This is a genomic window from Pseudoalteromonas sp. TAE79 (genome assembly GCF_000498015.1).
In the GTDB taxonomy this organism is placed as follows: Bacteria; Pseudomonadota; Gammaproteobacteria; order Enterobacterales; family Alteromonadaceae; genus Pseudoalteromonas.
The window spans coordinates 1-18,042 of sequence record NZ_AUTL01000205.1 but is presented as its reverse complement, the minus strand read 5'-3'; the positions used below and the strand labels follow the sequence as shown (position 1 = coordinate 18,042).

The window sequence follows — 18,042 nt, the reverse complement described above, 5'->3', positions numbered from 1 at the left end:
ATTCTACAAAAGAATTCGGATTCTTACATACCTAGAAGATCGTTCAAGTGCTATTAACTATTTCTTAAATGATCGGCATTAGTCCTAATAGGTTTCATTGATATTGGCGAAGTTGAGTATTTAGGCAGGTTGGAGTGTAAGAATAAAAGGTGATGTAAGTTAACAGCACCTATTTGAGTATTTACTTTATGATATGTAATTTAGCTAAGTATTTTAATACGTACCATAATAGGCACTATAAAAAGAATTTAACCAATTGATTTATATACATCAATACTACTATTGGTTAAAAGCCCAGTAACTTGCGTACCAAATGCTTTAAAGTGTGGCTCGTTTTTATGCGCTTCAAAGTGCTCGTCAGACGCCCACTGTTCGCTAACAACGTAATCGGTATGTTCATTATCACTTTTTACCGATAGTTCATAACGTAAGCACCCTACTTCTTGGCGCGATGACTTTTGTAAGTTTTCAAGTGCTGTAAGCATTACATCTGCATCAATATTTTTGCACGATAGTGCCGCTATAACCGTTAACATGTGTATTCCTTTTTAAAAGTTAAGGTGTAGATAATCTACACCTTAAAATATTTAGTTTAACTTTGCGTTTGAGGTAAGTTTACTGATCCCACTGCGGCGCAAAGTCTGGTGTTGCTTGGCGGTCGCCACAATCAAGACCATCAATGCGGGCTATGTCTTCATCATCTAACTTAACGTGGTCGTTAAAGTTATCTTCTAAGTTTTTGCGCTTAGTTGATGATGGAATTGTCGTCATGCCGCTTGCGTTAACCCATGCTAAAACAACTTGTGCTGGACTTGCATCGTGCTTTTTAGCAATGTCGATAATGGTTTGATCTTTAAGTACTTTGCCTACTACAAATGGCATGTACGCTGTCACGTGTATATCGTGCTGAGCACAAAATGCACGCAATTTAGTATTAGTTAAATATGGGTGAACCTCAACCTGATTGGTAAATATTTCACGCGAGTCAAGTGTTTGCATTGCTTCATTTAAGTTTGCAATGGTGAAGTTTGATACACCAATGTGCTTAGTTAAACCAAGCTGCTTCGCTTTTAGTAATTCAGTGAGGTATTCACTCATTGGCTCGTCGTTAGCAGGCGATGGCCAATGAATTAGCAGTAAGTCGACCGAATCAACTTGTAGCTTTTCAAGTGACTTTTTAACGCTTGGGATAAAGTCGCTTTTATTTAATTTGTTATTCCACACTTTGGTGGTTAAGAATATTTCACTGCGCGGAATATTACTATCTTTTATGGCTTGACCTACTTGCTCTTCGTTGCCATAAATTTGTGCGGTATCAATATGGCGAAACCCAACTTCGAGTGCCATTTTTACTGAGTTATAGGCAGTGTCGCCCTCTAAGCGGAATGTTCCCATACCTAGTTCTGGCATTTCTATTACACGTTTTGTCATGGTTTATCCTTATAAAATAATCGGTTTGAAATACAAACTTTTAAAAGTTTTACGAAATACACCTTTTACTTCTTATTACGGCTGTCACTTAAAAATTAATGACCTCATAACAGGTATGAGGTCATTAATTTTAGTTTCAAGGTTAGGGTCTGTTAATCTTTAGAGATTACATTTGCAGCAGTGTATTTGGTATTTAGGCAAGGCAGAGCCTATGCAGTGTGGTTGTTCCACATTAATAGGCGATAACGCAGCATAAATGCCAAATACGCGCTGCCTGTAGGTTCTTCCTAGGGTGGATTTACTCTTTGTCCCTCGATTTTTACTTAGCCCACTAGGTTACAAACCTCGCTCCGTGATTAAATCCTCCCTAGATTGAACAAATTTAATCCTAAAAGGTCAACAGACCCTGCTAAGGCTTTATGCTTGCTGAATTTCACGTCTATCAAGCATACCGCTGTAGCGTGTAACACCAAGTGCTAAAACAGAGATAACGGCGCCTATCCATGCTGTATCTTGCAGTGTCATGTTCTCTACTACACTACCGCCAATAATTGAGCCAAGTGCAATACCAATATTAAATGCGGCTATGTTTAAACCTGATGCAACATCTACCGCATTTGGCGTTTGCTTTTGCGCTTGCTTTACTACATAAAGTTGCAAGCCCGGCACATTACCAAAAGCAAATGCGCCCCATACTAAAATAGTAAGTACAGCGGCAATTTTTGATCCCATCGTAAAGGTAAATATCAGTAAAATAATACTCAAAGCGCTGAATATAATGCTCAGTGCGCTAATTGGGCCGCGTTTGTCGGCCAACTTTCCACCCCAAATATTACCTATCGCTACCGATACACCGTAAACAAGCATTATTAAGGCAATAGCCGAAGGCGCAAAACCTGTTTGTTGCTCTAAAATAGGTGCTAAATAAGTAAACGCTGTAAACGTGCCGCCGTATCCCAATATCGTCATTAAATACACGAGTAATAAACGCGGTTTTACGATTACTTGTAGTTGTTCTTTAAACGTGGCTGGTATTGATTGTTTTAAGTTTTTTGGCACTAAAATAGAGCTGCCGATCAATGCAATTAAACCTAGTACCGACACAACTAAAAACGTTGCACGCCAACCAAAGTGTTGTCCAATCCATGTACCTAGTGGCACACCTGTTACTAGTGCTACAGTAAGCCCGGTAAACATAATGGCAATTGCACTGGCTTCTTTGTCTTTACTCACTAGACTTGTGGCAATCATCGATCCGATTGAAAAAAACACACCATGGGCAAGCCCCGTTAAAATGCGCGCAAGTATTAATGTTTCGTAACTTGGCGCTTGCCAAGCAAGTAAGTTACCCAATACAAATAAGCCCATTAAACTTATTAGTACCACTTTACGATTCCAACGACCCGTTAAAGCTGTTAGCACCGGCGCACCAATGGCAACGCCAACCGCATATAAACTTACAAGCAAACCTGCTGAAGGTAGGCTTACGCCTAAGTCGCTTGCAATGGTCGGTACTAAACCCACTATTACAAACTCAGTTGTTCCTATTGCAAATGCGCTTAAGGTAAGCGCCCACAAAGCCAATGGCATAGTTATATCCTCATTAATATTTGAAGAATGTAGTTTGGCTAAAATATCATTTGCAAAAAATAGTATTAGTGACAAAATACTTTTGTTAATAATGCAAAGGTGATGTTGGTATACTTATGGCTGTTCATTCAAAAACTGAAGATTTAGAAACGTTTATAACGGTAGTAGATTGCGGAAGCTTTTCGGGAGCGGCTAATTTGCTCGATCAACAGGTGGCTAAAGTGTCGCGAGCTGTATCACGCCTTGAAAATACATTGCAATGTACTTTGCTAAACAGAACAACACGCCGATTAGAGCTTACTGAAGAAGGCCATACTTTTATAAAATTTGCGCGTGAAGGGTTAAATACGCTTTATACCGGTGAAGAGGCCATAAAGCTTTTAAAACAAGCGCCAAGTGGCAAGCTGCGAATAGATGCTGCAAGCCCTTTTGTATTGCACCAACTTACGCCTTTAATTGGCGAATTTGCCAAACAATACCCCCACATAACGCTTGATATAACCTCCCACGACAGCATTATTGATTTACTTGAACATAAAACCGATTTAGCCATACGTATTGGTGATTTAAAAGACTCAAATTTACATGCTCGTAAACTTGGCAGCAGCCAGTTACGTATTGTAGCCAGCCCAGAATATATAAAAAACAACACAGCAATTACGCAAATAGATGACTTACAAAATCACAAGATAATTGGCTTTAGTGACTCCCCTAAATTAAACACTTGGCCGTTAGTAAAGCCCGCTTTATTTACGTTTTCACTTAGCGCAAGCAGCGGCGAAACAGTGCGCCAACTATGTATTGCAAACCAAGGCGTTGCGCTACTTTCTCACTTTATGATTGGCAATGACCTAAAAACAGGTAAATTAGTTGAAGTGTTACCCAGTGCAGTTAGCTCTCCTAATAACCGAGAGGTTGTACAAGCCGTGTATTATAAAAGCAGTGCGGTATCGTCTCGAATTGTGGCTTTTTTAGATTTTATAAAGCCACGACTAAGCTTATAACTATATTAAAAAGCAAGTTAAATTATGCTTGGTTATTAAAAAGCAAACCTGAATTTTTATTATCTGAAGATGATGAAAACATTGAATCCATTAAAGTAGATACATTTTTTCGCACTGTCAATTGTATCGACGATAGCTCACTATCGAGTTGCTTTTTAAGTTCGCTTAGCTCTTCTATCGCTTCCCCTGTGGGCGTATCAGAACTATTGGTCATTTCTCTTATTTTACTCTGTAAATCTTTAATTGACTCGATCGCTTTATTCATTTGAACTGCTGAATTGTCACTCGAATCTTCTGTTTCGCTGCTAATGATAGACTTTGCGTCTTCAGTAGCTGCAGTAGAGCTCGTAGTTTTTTCGGCGTCTTTATTTAAAGAAGAGTCTGCTTTAGCCTCTGGACTTTTACTAGGATCATCCGTTTTTACAGTGTTTTTATTTAAATTACTTAGATTCGAATAGCTATTGTCATTGTATAACTGTGAAGAAAGAGTTCCAAAATTCATTTTTGCCTCATGTGTCTAAAAATTGACGACTTTATTTTTATAATTAGAAGCAATTATCATTCCAAACATGGTAACAAATTGACCGTCCGTACTTTAAACGGCAACAGGATTTATAAGTCGCCACGGGGTATTATTTTGCTTAATTTAAAATGCTAGGAAAGCTATACTTTTAAAATACGCCTGCGAAAGGCTAAATATTTTATGCACAGATGAAAACGCCATAAAGCTTTAAAACAAGCGCCAAATGGCAAGCAACTAATAGATGCGGCAAACCCTTTTGTATTGAATCAACTTACGCCTTTAATTGGTGAATTCGCTAAGTAATACCCTCACATAACGCTTGATATAACCTCACACGGCAGTACTATTAATTTACTCGAGCATAAAACAGACTTAGCCATACGTATTGGTGATTTATAAGATTCGAACTTACATGCTCGTAAACTTGGCCGTTAGTAAAACTCATTTTATTTACGTTTTCGCTTAGCGCAAGCAGCGGCGAAACAGTGCGGTATCATCGCGAATTGTGGCTTTTTTAGATTTCATAAAGCTTAGGCTTAGTTTATAAGCTCTGTATATTAATATTAATATGCTTATTAAATGTTTTAACCGATTTTTTGACGCTTTTTAATAATCAAAAAGTATAAATAATAAAAGTAGTAATTAAAGGTATTAATTAAAATGGATTCTTTAACGCAGGTAGCATTAGGCAGTGCTGTAGGTTATGCGGTATTAGGCAATAAAATAGGTCGAAAAGCCGTTTTATGGGGAGCAATTTTAGGCACGCTCCCTGATTTAGATGTATTTTTGCCATATGGCGGATCTGTAGAAGCATTTACTTATCACCGTGGCTTTAGCCATTCGTTATTAATACATTTATTAATTAGCCCGCTCATTGTATGGCTAATATTAAAAGTACACGCGGGAATGCAAATTTATAAAGTGCGCTGGTTTTGGCTAGTATTTTTAAGTTTATCTACACATGCCCTATTAGACAGCCTAACGGTATACGGTACACAACTACTCTGGCCTTTTACTGAGTACCCCTTTGCGGTTTCTAGTGTATTTATTATTGACCCTGCTTACACGCTTCCTTTATTAATTGGCGTAATATGTACGCTAATACCCAAAATAAAAGCAGCAACGGCTTATCGTATAAATGCAGCGGCTTTAGTTTTAAGTAGTCTATATTTATTTTGCGCTTTAATTTTAAAAGTAAATATTGATGACAAAGTAAAAACGGCTCTCAACAACAGACAAATACCAGTAAATGCGTATGTTAGTACGCCTGCTCCGCTAACCACTTTGCTGTGGCGTATTGTTGTGATGTCTGACGGACAATACTACGAAGGTTATGCATCAGTATTTGACGCACCCAGCGATGTTACATTAACGGCTTATCAAACAACGCCTTCACTGTTAAATAATATTAGCGATGAATGGGCTATAAAACGCTTGCAGTGGTTTACTAAAGGGTTTTATTCGGTGCGCCAACAGCAAAGCAATATTGTACTTTCTGATTTACGTATGGGCATGGAGTGCAACTATGTGTTTAATTTTGTAGTCGGTCAAAAAAATGATTCAGAAGTGAGCATTGGTAACTTTGAAAAAATAAGTCAAAGACCAAACTTAAACAATCTTCATAAAATATGGAACAGGGTTTGGCAACCAAATGTGTCTTTAGCATCACCCGTGGCAAAAAATGACTGCAATAGCGAATAACGGCATATTATAAGATTCATACTAGCATGAGGAAGTTAAGTGAAGTTCAAGCAGCAATTAAACTAAATAGTTCACTAAAGTGATTGCTGCTTTTTTTGCTGATACATTGCAACATCAGCATCTTGAATCATATCCTCAACTGATTTACCTGTATCGTGTTTAAAGTGTGTTACCCCTACACTGTAGTCAATTTTGTATGGCTTGTTTAAGGTATTATTAGCATGCGCTATTGCATCCGCAAACCTTTGTAAAACAAACTCTGCTTTTGTCTCGTCTGAGTCGCTTAACATCGCAACAAATTCATCTCCGCCAAGTCGACCTATGACTTCACAATCACGAAATGAACTAAGCATAATTTGTGCAAATTTATTTAATACAAAATCGCCTTCGTGGTGTCCATAAATATCATTAATTTGTTTAAACTTATTGAGATCAAACAATATAAACGACATTGATACTTTATTTCGCCTACATACATTTAGCGTATGTTCGGCAAGGTTTAAAAAGCCACGTCGATTAGAGATTCTTGTTAACTCATCAATTGTGGCTAGTTGAATTGATTGAATTTCTCGCTCGACTAACGTGCCTAAATCTCTTAGTAATTGTTTTTCTTCATCATTGAGTTGTCTAGGTTTATTATCGGCAAGGCACAAAGTGCCTATAATGACTCCCTCCCTTAATTTTAAAGGAAAACCTGCATAAAAGCGTACTTTAGGATCGCCTGTAACAAAGGGGTTATCAAAAAACCTTTCGTCTTGAGCTGTATCTGGGATTATTAATAACTCGTCTTGATTTATGGTGTGGCCACAAAATGAGGTTTCGCGAGGAAGCTCAGGCGCATCGAGCCCCTGTCTTGATTTAAACCACTGGCGGTCTTCGTCAATCAAAGTAACCAATGAAATAGAAACATTAAACATACGCTTGGCAATACGAGTAACACGATCAAATCGCTCTTCATGAGACGTATCTAGAATTTTTAATGCTCTAAGCGCGTGTAATCGCTCAGCTTCGTTATTTGGAATCTCAGGTTTAATCATTAAAGCTCTATTAATTTTAAATGTTTTATAAATTACGAAACTGGAGCGAATATTTTCGAGTATATAATCCGATAAACTTATTTAAACTATAAACAGTCTGCCTATTCAAACTAGAACATTACCTAAAAATAGCAATAAATAAATATTTATAAATATCAGTAAGTCGTGCCTAAATAAAGATAAGATTCAATCCGCAAAAAATTATGATTTAAACAGGTGGGAGTAGTGGCTGATACAACATAGCTACTCTTTAATGAAAAAGTAGTAGTGGCTATTTAGTTTTATTTAAATAACCACTGGATTTGGCATACTTACAAAAATAAACACTTTAATTTTGGTGCTCATATTGTCCACGGTAAACTTCAAATACTTTTAAAACAGTATGTTGCTCTTTAGTTAGGTTATCAAACCAATCATCAAACAGCTCATCATCTTCTTGCTCGCTTAGTGCCATATACCTTGCTAGTAACTCTACAATATCATTGTGGTTGCAGGTTAAAGGATTTACTTGTTGCGCCAAGGTACTGTGGTCGCGCTCTCTTAGGGTTTCCATCACCCCTTGATCAATTTGTTCTTGTTGTTGTGTTGCGTCACTCATACATAACCTCTGTAATAACTTTATAACCGTATTTGTTAACGTTTTAACTCTTAAATATAGTTATAACAGCCTAAACGCCAATAGCCAGCATTTTTGATTCAAGTGCTTATTTTTTGATTTGTTTGCGCAAATAGCCAGCAATTACGCCCTTTTTGAGGAACATTTAAATAATTTGCAATGGGAGAATAAATACGTTAAATTAAAATGATATACTATCACATATCATTTATTGAGGCGTATTATGAAACCAAATATTCATCCTGATTACCACGTGGTTGCTTTTCACGATACCGCTGCCGATTCTTACTTTATTATTGGCTCAACCATAAAAACGAGCCGCACAGTAGAAATAGACGGTAATACATATCCATACGTACCTATTGATGTATCAAGTGACTCGCACCCATTTTATACAGGCAAGCAAAAAACAACCGCTACAGATGGCCGCGTTGCGCAGTTTAATCGTCGTTTTAAAAGTTTATCGACTGTTAAAAAGGAAAAGGTATGAAAGTATTAAGCTCTCTTAAAAGTGCTAAGCAACGTCCGGAGTGTCAAATTGTAAAACGCAAAGGTCGCGTATTCGTAATTTGTAAAAACAACCCACGCTTTAAAGCAGTACAAGGAATGAAAAAGAAATAAGTTAAACGGGGATGCTCAACTTATAATTAGGTAGCTTGCTTAAGCTACCTAATTTAGGGGGACTATTTTACCACTACTGAAAACTCTGGCACTGCCTGAATTACTTTTTTTACCGTACAGGTATTAACGGCTGCAATAAGCGCCTTTTTATATTTATCAGGGAAGCCTTCTGGTAAGTTAATCTCAATTGAAAATAGCTTTTTACCGTTGTCATCTACATTTTCGTTATTTTGAGTAAGCGTCATACCTTGCGTTGAAATATCACGCTGCTCGCAAAACTTACGCGCATAAAAACCTGCACATAAAACCATACTTACTAAAAAATAATCAAACGGTTCTGGATGCTCTGCATTGCCACCTGCGTTTACACTTTGATCGCTTATTACTTCTAGGTCGCCAAATTTAGCGCTTTGCTTTTGGCCTTCTAACATTGAAACTGAAATTTCCATTGTGTTTCCTTATATTTATTGCTGCAGATACTTTTAACGCAATTAGCTTAAAAGTAGCGACTAAAGATACATATAGTTTAGGTTTATGAACCGAACAGTAATTCAAAGAACCCTGGAGGCTCATGTAGCTCATGATATTTTTTACGTAAATTATCTATATTTTTTAACGGTTCTTTTGCTGCACTTAGACCCTGCTCATTCGCTGCTTTTTTTGCAAGCTCAGCTTGGGCAATTACTTTATCAAGGCCCTGCAATGACTGCTCAGGCTTTTTGTAAAACTTACCTGTTTTACTTACTTTTACTAGCTTTATAAATTCATCAATCGCAGTATTAAATTCACTAAGTTGAGTTGCCTGTACTGCTTGTTTATACGCAAGGCCCGTATTTTTCATATTTATTTCAAGATCGACAGGTTCCTCGGCTAAAACCAATGAGCTAAATAATAACGTAATAGCTAAATAAAAATACTTCATGAAAAACCCTATAAATAAAAGAAGGCTAATTGTATCAATTATGCTCATAAAAGTAACTCAACAGATATAGTGAACCGTTAAGTGCTGTAAAGGGGCTTTACAGTAAGTAACTACAACGTTTAGACAATAAAAAAGCCTGCATTTGCAGACTTTTATAATGAGTTAAAGCTTATTTAATATTACTCAGCCACACGCTTTGGTATGGTTCTAGCTCTATCGTTAATTGGCTTTCTTCAATCGTTTTATCTGCCACCAAATCAAACCACTTTTGGGTGTTAATTAAGTTTAAGTCGGCCAATGTGAGCGTTTGTGGTTTATCGCTAATGTTATAAACACAAAATATGCTTTGGCGTCTGTCTATACTTTGCCTCCAAAAGCCAAATAAACCACCCGCTAAATGCAGCGTAAACTGTGTAGCATTGGGGTGAAAGGCACTCTGCTTTTTGCGCACTGCCAATAAGCTTTTTATGCCGTTAAACACTTTATGATGATGACTGTACTTTTCACCAATTGCCGCGAGTAGCTTTGATTCTTGCCAACGATGGCGGTTAATAGCGCGGTTATGCTGTGAATTTTCAAATCGGTCGTAATCGTTAGTTGTACCCAACAAACTATGAATATAAAGCCCTGGGATACCTTCAAGCGCAAACATAATTGCGTGAGCACACATAAATCGCTCAAGGCCAAACTTATCGGGGCCATTGTGCGTCCCTTGAAGTGCATCAAATAAAGCAATATTTAGCTCGTACGGTGTATGTGTGCCATCGTTACTTGTACGCATAGATACACGACCACCAAACTGCATGGTTGTACTTACTAGTGACGCCACTTCGCTAGGTTGTAGTAAACCTTCAATTGGTCTGAGCCCTACTCCATCGTGCGAGGCTATAAAGTTAAAGTATGCAGTACCATTTTGCGCAGGCGGCATACTCATCATCCAATGTTTAATTGCTGTACTATCTCCGCTAAGTAATGTGTGTAGCAACAATGGCGGTAAGGCAAAGTTATAAATACTGTGCGCTTCGTTGGCATTACCAAAATAAGACAGGTTTTCTTGGTTTGGAATATTGGTTTCGGTAATTATAACTACGCTGGGCTCTGCGTGCTCAATAAGTGTTCGCATTAGCCTTACGGCTTCATGTGTTTGCGGCAAGTTAATACAACTTGTATTAAGCTGTTTCCACAAAAATGCAACCGCATCGAGTCTAAATAAACGTACGCCATTGTCTAAATAATGCCTAATTATTCCCACAAACTCTTTAAGTACATCAGGATTGCCAAAGTCAAAATCAACCTGATCGTGACTAAACGTACACCATACGTGCTTTTCACCGCTTGGCGTTGTTACAGTATTTAATAACGATGAGGTTCGCGGGCGTACAACTTGGCTTAAATCATCCGTTAAGCTCGCCGTTTTAAAATAATCTTTACCCGGGTGTAAATCATTTAAAAAGTTCTCAAACCATACGCTTCTGCTTGAGCAATGGTTAATAACTAAATCTGCCATTAACTTTACGTCTTTAGCGATGTTTTGAATATCTCCCCAATCACCTAACGACTCATTCACTTGCACGTAGTTCATTACGGCAAAGCCTTCATCTGAGCTGTACGGGTAAAATGGCAATATGTGCAGCGCATTTAGCTGCATATCACATTGCTCTTTTATAAACCGGTGTAGTGTTTTAAGCGGTGCCTCCATTGGGCTCGATACGGCAAATTCGCTATCATCGTGTTTTATAATAGAGTCGCCATAAGCAATCAATACTATATCTTGTTCATCCCATCGGTTTGTATGGGGTGTCGGGTCGCGCAGTGCATTGCTACCTAATATAATTTTAATAAGTTGCTGAGCAAGCTCAGTAACCGATAAAGGCAGCTCAACACCCTCATAAATAATATGAAGATGTTGCTCTACTCGTTGTAAAAATAATTCGCTAACTGTGCTCACATGCGCCCCTAATATTTATTGTTTAGACTTATAGGCTAGTTAACCTGCACGCAGGTTAACTATATTCTTCGTTATCTAGCTCTACGGCTTCTTTTAAGCGCTCAAGTACGTCTGGCATTGCAGATACAACACGGTTCCAACTTGGCACAAATGGCGCTTCCATTGGGTTTTCTAAAAAGTGTTGCCCTGCTTCCATAATATTTTGTGCAAACATTTCTACTGCTTTTTCTTCTTGGTGTACATCAAGCGTTAACCCGTTCATTAGCGCGTCGTTATGATACGTTTCTATAAAATCTAGACCGATACGGTAATAAGTCGCTTTTAATGAACGAATTGTTTCGCTGGTAAAAGTAACACCTTGAGTCGCCAGCTTTCTAAACAATGCCTTAGTAATATCAATCGACATTTTAGACAAACCTGCACTTTGATCATCAAGTGAAAGTTCTTGGTGTTTATGATCGTAATTATCGGCAATATCTACTTGGCACAAGCGGTTATGCGAATAGTTACGATACATTTCACTCAGTACACCTATTTCAAGGCCCCAATCACTTGGAATGCGAATATCGTTTAATACATCGCGTCTAAACGAAAACTCACCTGCAAGTGGGTATCTAAAAGAGTCCATATATTCAAGGTAGTCGGTATTGCCTAAAATTGTTTTAAATGAGCGAAGCAGTGGCGTTACTAATAAGCGCGATACACGGCCATTAATTTTGCCATTAGCAGTACGCGGGTAAAACCCTTTACAAAATTCATAGTTAAAACGCGGATGCGCAACGGGGTAAATTAAGCGAGCAAGTAGGCTTCTATCGTAGGTTAAAATATCACAATCATGCAGCGCGATAGACTCTACTTCTGCTGTTGCTAATTTATAGCCCATGCAGTACCACACATTACGCCCTTTACCCAGCTCGCGTGGGGCAACACCTAGCTCTTGTAATTCTTTATCTAGTGCTTGTAAGCGTGGGCCGTCGTTCCATAATACTTTATGATTTTGGTTTAGCTCTTTAAAAAAGCCTAGTGCATGACGGTATTGTGCTTCGTCGGCTCTATCTAAGCCTATCGTAATTTGTGATAAATATGGTACTTCGCGTAATTCACTAACTATATTTTGCAGCGCAGGGCCTTCAAGTTCACTAAATAACGAAGGAAGTATTAACCCCATAGGGCGCTGCTTACTAAAAGTAAGTAGCTCTTTTTCTAGGTCTTCTATTGGTCTGTCGGCAATATTATGTAGTGTTGTAATAATGCCATTTTGATAAAAATCAGCCATGAGATGTTTGCTCCTCAGAAATACTTAAAATACTGCTAATACACGGCAACGACGTTATTTCTTCAATCCAGCCCAGCGGTGCTGGTGATTGAGAATATCGTGCTTTGTTGTGCGACAATTTAACCGGCTTTTTACTCGCCGGATTGGCAATAATAATGGCGATATTTGCGTGTTCTAACATTTGCTTATCGTTATCGCTATCACCCAGTGCTATAACCGTGAGAGACTTTCTGAAATGATGGGTAAACTGTTTAACTAACCACTGCTGTGCAGCGCTTTTATCGGTATTTTTGGCAATATGAATGAAGCGTCCGCCAATTTTTATATCGTAGCCGAGTGCTTCAACATCGTTTACAAAGGCTGTGAGCAATTCGTCGTTGCCATACCAATAAAGAGGGTCTGAATAATCGCGAGTTTGTGCGCGCCTTGCTTGTGCATCGTTTAGCCCGGTAAGCTCTGATATTTGCTCACTCGATAAGTCACTAAACAATTTGTAATGCGCTTTATAATCCGCCTTTAAAGTATTTAAATCATTTAATAAACTCGATAACGGCTTTGCCATTGCGTAGCACCAATAAGCGCCTACTTTTTTACAACCAATTGGCTTTAATTCAAAATAGTCTTCTGGAATAAATACCGCTGCACCGTTTTCGACAATAAAAGGCTGTTGAATATTTAAATCGTTTTTAAGCTCTATAACTTCGCAAAAAGTTTTGCTGGTATTAAACACCACAGGAATATGCGCATTTTGCAGCTGCTGTAATAACTCACTGATATTATTTGTATTGTAATCGGCGTGATCGAGTAATGTACCGTCCAAATCTGTAAAAATAATAGGTTGAAGGGTGTCATCACTCGTTAGGTGCATACCGCTAATATCTCGGTTGCTATCAAGTTCAATTAAAGCATTTGCTTTAGCGCTCAGTGTGTTTAAGTTCTCACGCGTAATGCGCTCAAAATGAGAAATAAAATACACCAATTGCTCGTTAGTCATGGTGCCTGAGCCTTCACCTTTTTTGGCTATTAGCTTTTGTTCTTGCTCTTGTCGCCATGTAAAAACATCACTAAAACTCGGTGCTTTTAGCATAACGGTATAATCAATTAGGTTAAAAACGGCTTTATATTCATTTGCCAAACAGCTATTTACACAGCGGCGCCAAACGCCTTCTTTATCAAACTGGTGTTCTAACTCGTTAAGCGGCTCACTCAATGAAAACAACGGTTGTGGCTCACTGCCTACACACCACCCTTCTAAAATAACAATATCAACTGGCTTTTCGTTTGTTAGCCAATCACTTGCTAGCACGCTGTCGTCTTCGTGTTTATTAAAACGTGGAAGCGGTACGTTTACCTCTCCTGCCAGTAAGTTAGTTATTGTGCTATTCATTAACGCTACATCGTGAGTACCCGGTACTCCGCGAGTAGTAAAAAGAGGATGTACGTCTTTGGCAAGTTCACTACGTGCTTGTTTTGCTAAATAAAAGTCATCAATAGACAATGCAACACTGTTAAGTGGTGTGTTTTTAGAAAACCACGTAACTAAAAAATCTGCGAGTGTTGTTTTTCCTGAGCCCTGGCATCCATTTATGGCAACAAAAATAGGAGTATTTGTTTTTTTAGATTCGAGGATGTCATGCGCAAGTGGAACAAAATATTGCTCACTCAAATATTGATACTTTAAAGGCAGTTGGTGTTTTGCTAAAAACGGGGTTATATCCACAATATTGGCCTCTGACATAGTAACTCCTTTGCATACGATGCGTTCTGGAAATTAAATGCAGATACTAGACCATTATTATTTTTGCATATTTATTAATAGGTTAAAAAAATAGCGCATTGAAAATGCGCTATTTTGGTGCAACATTTGTAACTTACGTGCACTATTAACTCTCTTGAGGCTGCGCCTTAGGTAATACAAGGTTGAGCACAATGCCTAAAATAGCGCATAAACTTACGCCCTCTAAACTAAATTGGCTACCACCAATATGCATACCGCCAATACCGCACACCAAAATAAGTGCAACAATACTTAAGTTACGTGGTGCTGTTAAATCATCGCCCGACTTAACTAATGTATTTAAACCCACTACAGCAATAGAGCCAAAAAGTAGAATCATAATGCCGCCCATTACAGGTACAGGTATAGTCTGTAAGCCAGATCCCATTTTAGCTACAAACGCTAAAATAATGGCAATAACGGCTGTCCACATCATTACTTTAGGATTGAAGTTTTTGGTAAGCATAACTGCCCCCGTTACCTCTGAGTAAGTTGTGTTAGGCGGACCACCAAATAACGATGCTGCAGAAGTAGCAAGTCCATCACCAAATAAAGTGCGGTGAAGCCCAGGCTTTTTCAAAAAATCTTTATTGGTTACTTGGCTAATAGCCATCATGTCGCCAATATGTTCAATTGCAGGTGCGATTGCTACAGGTACCATAAACAAAATAGCCTGCCATTTAAACTCAGGCCAAGTGAAGTTTGGTACAGCAAACCACTGTGCGTTAGTCACTGCGTCAAATTGCACAACGCCCATACCAAGCGATAAACAATAACCCGCTACAACCCCTGCTAATATAGGTATAAGCTTAAATACGCCTTTTCCCCATACTGCAAAAATAAGCGTAACCACTAACGAGAACAACGAAATATAAATAGCGCTGGTGTAATCAATAATTTGAATACTGCCGTCGCCACTTTTACCCATCGCCATATTTACAGCAACAGGAGCAAGCGCAAGACCAATAACCATAATTACTGGGCCTACAACAACAGGCGGTAAAATTTTATGAAGCGTTGCAACGCCTTTAAATTTTACTAATAAGCTTAAAAGAATATAAGCAAAACCTGCAACCATTAAGCCGCCCATAGTGGCCGGTACGCCCCACATTTGCACAGCGGCAATAATGGGAGCAATAAAGGCAAACGATGAAGCTAAAAATATAGGCACTTGGCCTTTAGTCACTACCTGAAACAGCAAAGTACCAATGCCTGCGGTAAAAAGCGCAACATTAGGATCCAAGCCCGTTAAAAGCGGCACTAATACCAGTGCACCAAATGCTACAAACAGCATTTGCGCGCCCGTTAAAATAGTTTTTATTGAAAAGGTGTCATTATTTTGCACTTAAGACTCCTAAACAGTACCGAATATTTTGTCGCCTGCATCGCCTAAACCAGGGATAATATAGCCCTTTTCGTTTAAGTGACTATCTACTGAGGCTGTAAAAATTTCTACATCTGGATGAGCGGCAAGTGTTCTCTCAACACCTTCTGGTGCTGCAACAAGTACAATTACTTTGATTTCTTTACAGCCTGCTTTTTTAAGCATATCGATTGTGGCAATCATTGAGCCACCCGTTGCAAGCATAGGGTCAATAACTAAGCTTAGGCGTTCATCAATATTACCTACTAGCTTTTCAAAATATGGTACTGGTTCTAGTGTTTCTTCGTTACGTTCAAGACCAACAACACTTACTTTAGCGGCTGGTAATAACTGCATAACACCGTCCATCATGCCAAGACCAGCACGCAAAATAGGCACTACGGTAATTTTTTTACCTTTTATGTGCTCTACTTTTAATTTATTGCCATCCCAGCCTGTAATTTCGTTATCTTCTAACTGTAAGTTTTTAGTTGCTTCGTAGGTTAATAAGGTTCCAACTTCAGAACATAATTCACGAAAGCTTTTAGTACTAATACCATGCGCTCGCATTAGGCCTAGTTTATGTTGAACAAGAGGGTGAGAAATAACGTGAATTGCCATGATATAAACCTACTGATACAAGAATTTGCAGTATTTTATATTAAAAAAGGTCATTTGACCTGTAGTTTTAAAGAGATTTTCATACATCGTGCCAAAATGCACTGTTTTGCTTGATATTTATGCAAGCAATCAACCCGTTGTGTTTATTAAATGTTACTCGCTAACCAGCTGTTTACTTGCTGTTGCATATAACTATTTATTTTTTGGTGCTCGGGGCTCCAGCCAGCTAAAAATCGATAAAAGTCAGCCCATGCAGCAGGCCATAAAGCGAGCCAATCGTCAGCTATTTTACCTGCTGGTGCTGTAGGATGATAAGTAGTAATAGCAGCCTTTAAATTATCAAAATAATACGCAAGATACTCATCAGCGCACTCGTGTAATTGTGCATCACTTAAGCAACTGGTCATAAAATACATTACATCAATTATCCCAGAACCTGCACCTATATACTGAAAATCATAACCGAGTATTTTATCGTGCTCATTTGCTGCAAAATTAGCAAGTTTTGCATCGCCATGAATCAGCGTTTTGTACGCACAACTTTGTAGTTGCTCATCTATTTTATGTGCAATATTTTTAATATCGGACTTTTTATCAAGGTTATCTTTTAGTTTATTAAACTCATCTGGGCGCGTGCTTAAATGCCAGTAGTTGCCTTGCTGCCATAACCCTTCAGCGGGTTTACTTAAGTTAAACGCATGAAAGTGTGCAAGCCACCTTAATATAGCTTTAACATGTTGTGGCCCTGCTTGAGCAAACCCATGTTTGGTGAAATCCTTAAATACCAGCGCATATTCATCATCTTTATTAATTGCACCTATACATTCAATACTTTGCGCATGTACTGGTAAATACTGGCTATAAAGCTTATAAAAAGTGTATTCAACACTTTAGGAATGCTGCTTTCTTTTAAGCGCAAATTCGCTTTGTTTAATTTTAGGATGGTGTATATAACTGGGTATTATAATCGCTTTAATAACGCAGGCTTTATCATCAAGCTGGCACTGCACAATACTGCCACATCCACTCCAAAGTGATGTAAGCGTATCGCCAATTTCAATGTGCTTAAAGTGAGGTTGTAATAAAGGAATGTAAAATGCCATAGCTATATTAAGTAATTAAGTTTTTTGTAGTTTAACATTAGTGGACGTTTTTAATAAAACTAAGGCATAAAAAAGCTCCACTTGGTTTTATACAAGTTTATATTTAAATAGTGGCCAAAATCACTATGCCACTACACCAGGTTATTTCCATTTCATCCATTAAATAAGTCATTAGCCTATTAAATCTAAATTGCACGCATGAAAATGACTGCATATTTGCAGTTTTAATTTCGTACTGAGTAGTTTAAGTTTTATGCTAGTAGCTTTTCGCAGTTACTGATATTCGCTCGCCGCTTTCGCTTTAAGTTTTCACAATAACCTTCTTGTGAGGCTGGCCTGCCTACTGCGCCATGAAATACACGCGTAAATTGTGTGGTGAGCTTTAACCAGTTTTCGGGGGATATATTCACTCTTTCGAGTAAGGGTAAGTGTGAACTCTCAATATACCCTCGCTTATCTTCACGTATACAACGCCCTGTTAATTCAACAAGTTCAAGGTACGATTTAAG

Annotated in this window: 17 protein-coding genes and 3 pseudogenes; 5 read left to right on the top strand and 15 right to left on the bottom strand. The window is 38.3% G+C overall.

Translation table 11 applies throughout. The features are described from left to right. Positions 1 to 248: 248 nt before the first annotated feature. The 3 genes from L655_RS0115415 to L655_RS0115405 form a co-directional block, all read right to left on the bottom strand. Positions 249 to 536 carry a putative quinol monooxygenase gene (locus tag L655_RS0115415; protein ID WP_024605502.1) on the bottom strand — a complete coding sequence of 96 codons (288 nt, stop codon included), beginning with the start codon at positions 534 to 536 and terminating at the stop codon, positions 249 to 251. 79 nt (positions 537 to 615) lie between these two features. Then, positions 616 to 1,431, bottom strand: coding sequence for a 2,5-didehydrogluconate reductase DkgB (gene dkgB / locus L655_RS0115410; protein ID WP_024605501.1), 816 nt, complete (start codon positions 1,429 to 1,431; stop codon positions 616 to 618). A 417-nt stretch (positions 1,432 to 1,848) separates the two neighbouring features. Next, positions 1,849 to 3,021 (bottom strand): MFS transporter, encoded by a 1,173-nt coding sequence (locus tag L655_RS0115405; RefSeq protein WP_024605500.1) that lies wholly within the window; start codon positions 3,019 to 3,021, stop codon positions 1,849 to 1,851. 116 nt (positions 3,022 to 3,137) lie between these two features. On the opposite strand from L655_RS0115405, the gene L655_RS0115400 reads away from it, so the two are divergent. After that, a complete protein-coding gene (locus L655_RS0115400; RefSeq protein ID WP_024595985.1) occupies positions 3,138 to 4,025 on the top strand; it encodes a LysR family transcriptional regulator in 888 nt (295 codons plus the stop codon). Between the two features lie 22 nt (positions 4,026 to 4,047). Here the strand turns inward: L655_RS0115400 and L655_RS0115395 are convergent, their stop codons facing one another. Further along, positions 4,048 to 4,527, bottom strand: coding sequence for a hypothetical protein (locus L655_RS0115395; protein ID WP_024595984.1), 480 nt, complete (start codon positions 4,525 to 4,527; stop codon positions 4,048 to 4,050). A gap of 169 nt (positions 4,528 to 4,696) precedes the next feature. On the opposite strand from L655_RS0115395, the pseudogene L655_RS1000000128065 reads away from it, so the two are divergent. Further along, positions 4,697 to 4,944 (top strand): annotated as a pseudogene (locus tag L655_RS1000000128065) (LysR family transcriptional regulator); the annotation flags it as partial. Positions 4,945 to 5,208: 264 nt separating this feature from the next. After that, entirely contained in the window at positions 5,209 to 6,249 is a 1,041-nt protein-coding gene (locus L655_RS0115390) for a metal-dependent hydrolase (RefSeq protein ID WP_024605499.1), read from the top strand. A gap of 74 nt (positions 6,250 to 6,323) precedes the next feature. On the opposite strand, the gene L655_RS0115385 is transcribed toward L655_RS0115390, so the two are convergent. Together L655_RS0115385 and L655_RS0115380 are read right to left on the bottom strand one after the other, a co-directional pair. Next, positions 6,324 to 7,286, bottom strand: a complete 963-nt coding sequence (locus L655_RS0115385; protein WP_024593037.1) for a sensor domain-containing diguanylate cyclase — start codon at positions 7,284 to 7,286, stop codon at positions 6,324 to 6,326. 328 nt (positions 7,287 to 7,614) lie between these two features. Beyond that, on the bottom strand, positions 7,615 to 7,884 hold the full coding sequence (locus L655_RS0115380; protein WP_007580861.1) for a hypothetical protein: 270 nt from the start codon (positions 7,882 to 7,884) through the stop codon (positions 7,615 to 7,617). Positions 7,885 to 8,125: 241 nt separating this feature from the next. Here L655_RS0115380 and L655_RS0115375 point away from each other — a divergent pair, with 241 nt between their 5' ends. Together L655_RS0115375 and ykgO are read left to right on the top strand one after the other, a co-directional pair. After that, on the top strand, positions 8,126 to 8,392 hold the full coding sequence (locus L655_RS0115375; RefSeq protein ID WP_007580864.1) for a type B 50S ribosomal protein L31: 267 nt from the start codon (positions 8,126 to 8,128) through the stop codon (positions 8,390 to 8,392). Next, positions 8,389 to 8,523 (top strand): type B 50S ribosomal protein L36, encoded by a 135-nt coding sequence (ykgO, locus tag L655_RS0115370; RefSeq protein WP_024595239.1) that lies wholly within the window; start codon positions 8,389 to 8,391, stop codon positions 8,521 to 8,523. The genes L655_RS0115375 and ykgO overlap by 4 nt, the downstream gene beginning before the upstream one ends. A gap of 62 nt (positions 8,524 to 8,585) precedes the next feature. On the opposite strand, the gene L655_RS0115365 is transcribed toward ykgO, so the two are convergent. The 9 genes and pseudogenes from L655_RS0115365 to L655_RS0115325 form a co-directional block, all read right to left on the bottom strand. Further along, the gene (locus L655_RS0115365) at positions 8,586 to 8,972 is read right to left on the bottom strand and encodes an OsmC family protein (RefSeq protein ID WP_008170108.1); all 387 of its coding nucleotides are present in this window, start codon (positions 8,970 to 8,972) and stop codon (positions 8,586 to 8,588) included. A gap of 83 nt (positions 8,973 to 9,055) precedes the next feature. Next, positions 9,056 to 9,445: a cytochrome b562 gene (locus tag L655_RS0115360; RefSeq protein ID WP_002958671.1), complete on the bottom strand. Its 390-nt coding sequence runs from the start codon at positions 9,443 to 9,445 to the stop codon at positions 9,056 to 9,058. 169 nt (positions 9,446 to 9,614) lie between these two features. Beyond that, positions 9,615 to 11,393, bottom strand: a complete 1,779-nt coding sequence (locus L655_RS0115355; RefSeq protein WP_024603160.1) for a sugar phosphorylase — start codon at positions 11,391 to 11,393, stop codon at positions 9,615 to 9,617. Positions 11,394 to 11,448: 55 nt separating this feature from the next. After that, the gene (locus L655_RS0115350) at positions 11,449 to 12,669 is read right to left on the bottom strand and encodes a glycosyl transferase (RefSeq protein WP_002958673.1); all 1,221 of its coding nucleotides are present in this window, start codon (positions 12,667 to 12,669) and stop codon (positions 11,449 to 11,451) included. Next, entirely contained in the window at positions 12,662 to 14,407 is a 1,746-nt protein-coding gene (locus L655_RS0115345) for an HAD-IIB family hydrolase (RefSeq protein ID WP_024605498.1), read from the bottom strand. The genes L655_RS0115350 and L655_RS0115345 overlap by 8 nt, the downstream gene beginning before the upstream one ends. Before the next feature lie 145 nt (positions 14,408 to 14,552). Next, positions 14,553 to 15,791: a uracil-xanthine permease family protein gene (locus L655_RS0115340; protein ID WP_024605497.1), complete on the bottom strand. Its 1,239-nt coding sequence runs from the start codon at positions 15,789 to 15,791 to the stop codon at positions 14,553 to 14,555. A 9-nt stretch (positions 15,792 to 15,800) separates the two neighbouring features. Then, positions 15,801 to 16,430, bottom strand: coding sequence for a uracil phosphoribosyltransferase (gene upp, locus L655_RS0115335; protein WP_024591723.1), 630 nt, complete (start codon positions 16,428 to 16,430; stop codon positions 15,801 to 15,803). Between the two features lie 146 nt (positions 16,431 to 16,576). Then, a pseudogene (locus tag L655_RS01000000125715) lies at positions 16,577 to 17,533 on the bottom strand (phosphotransferase). Between the two features lie 251 nt (positions 17,534 to 17,784). After that, positions 17,785 to 18,042, bottom strand: a pseudogene (locus tag L655_RS0115325) (hypothetical protein); the annotation flags it as partial.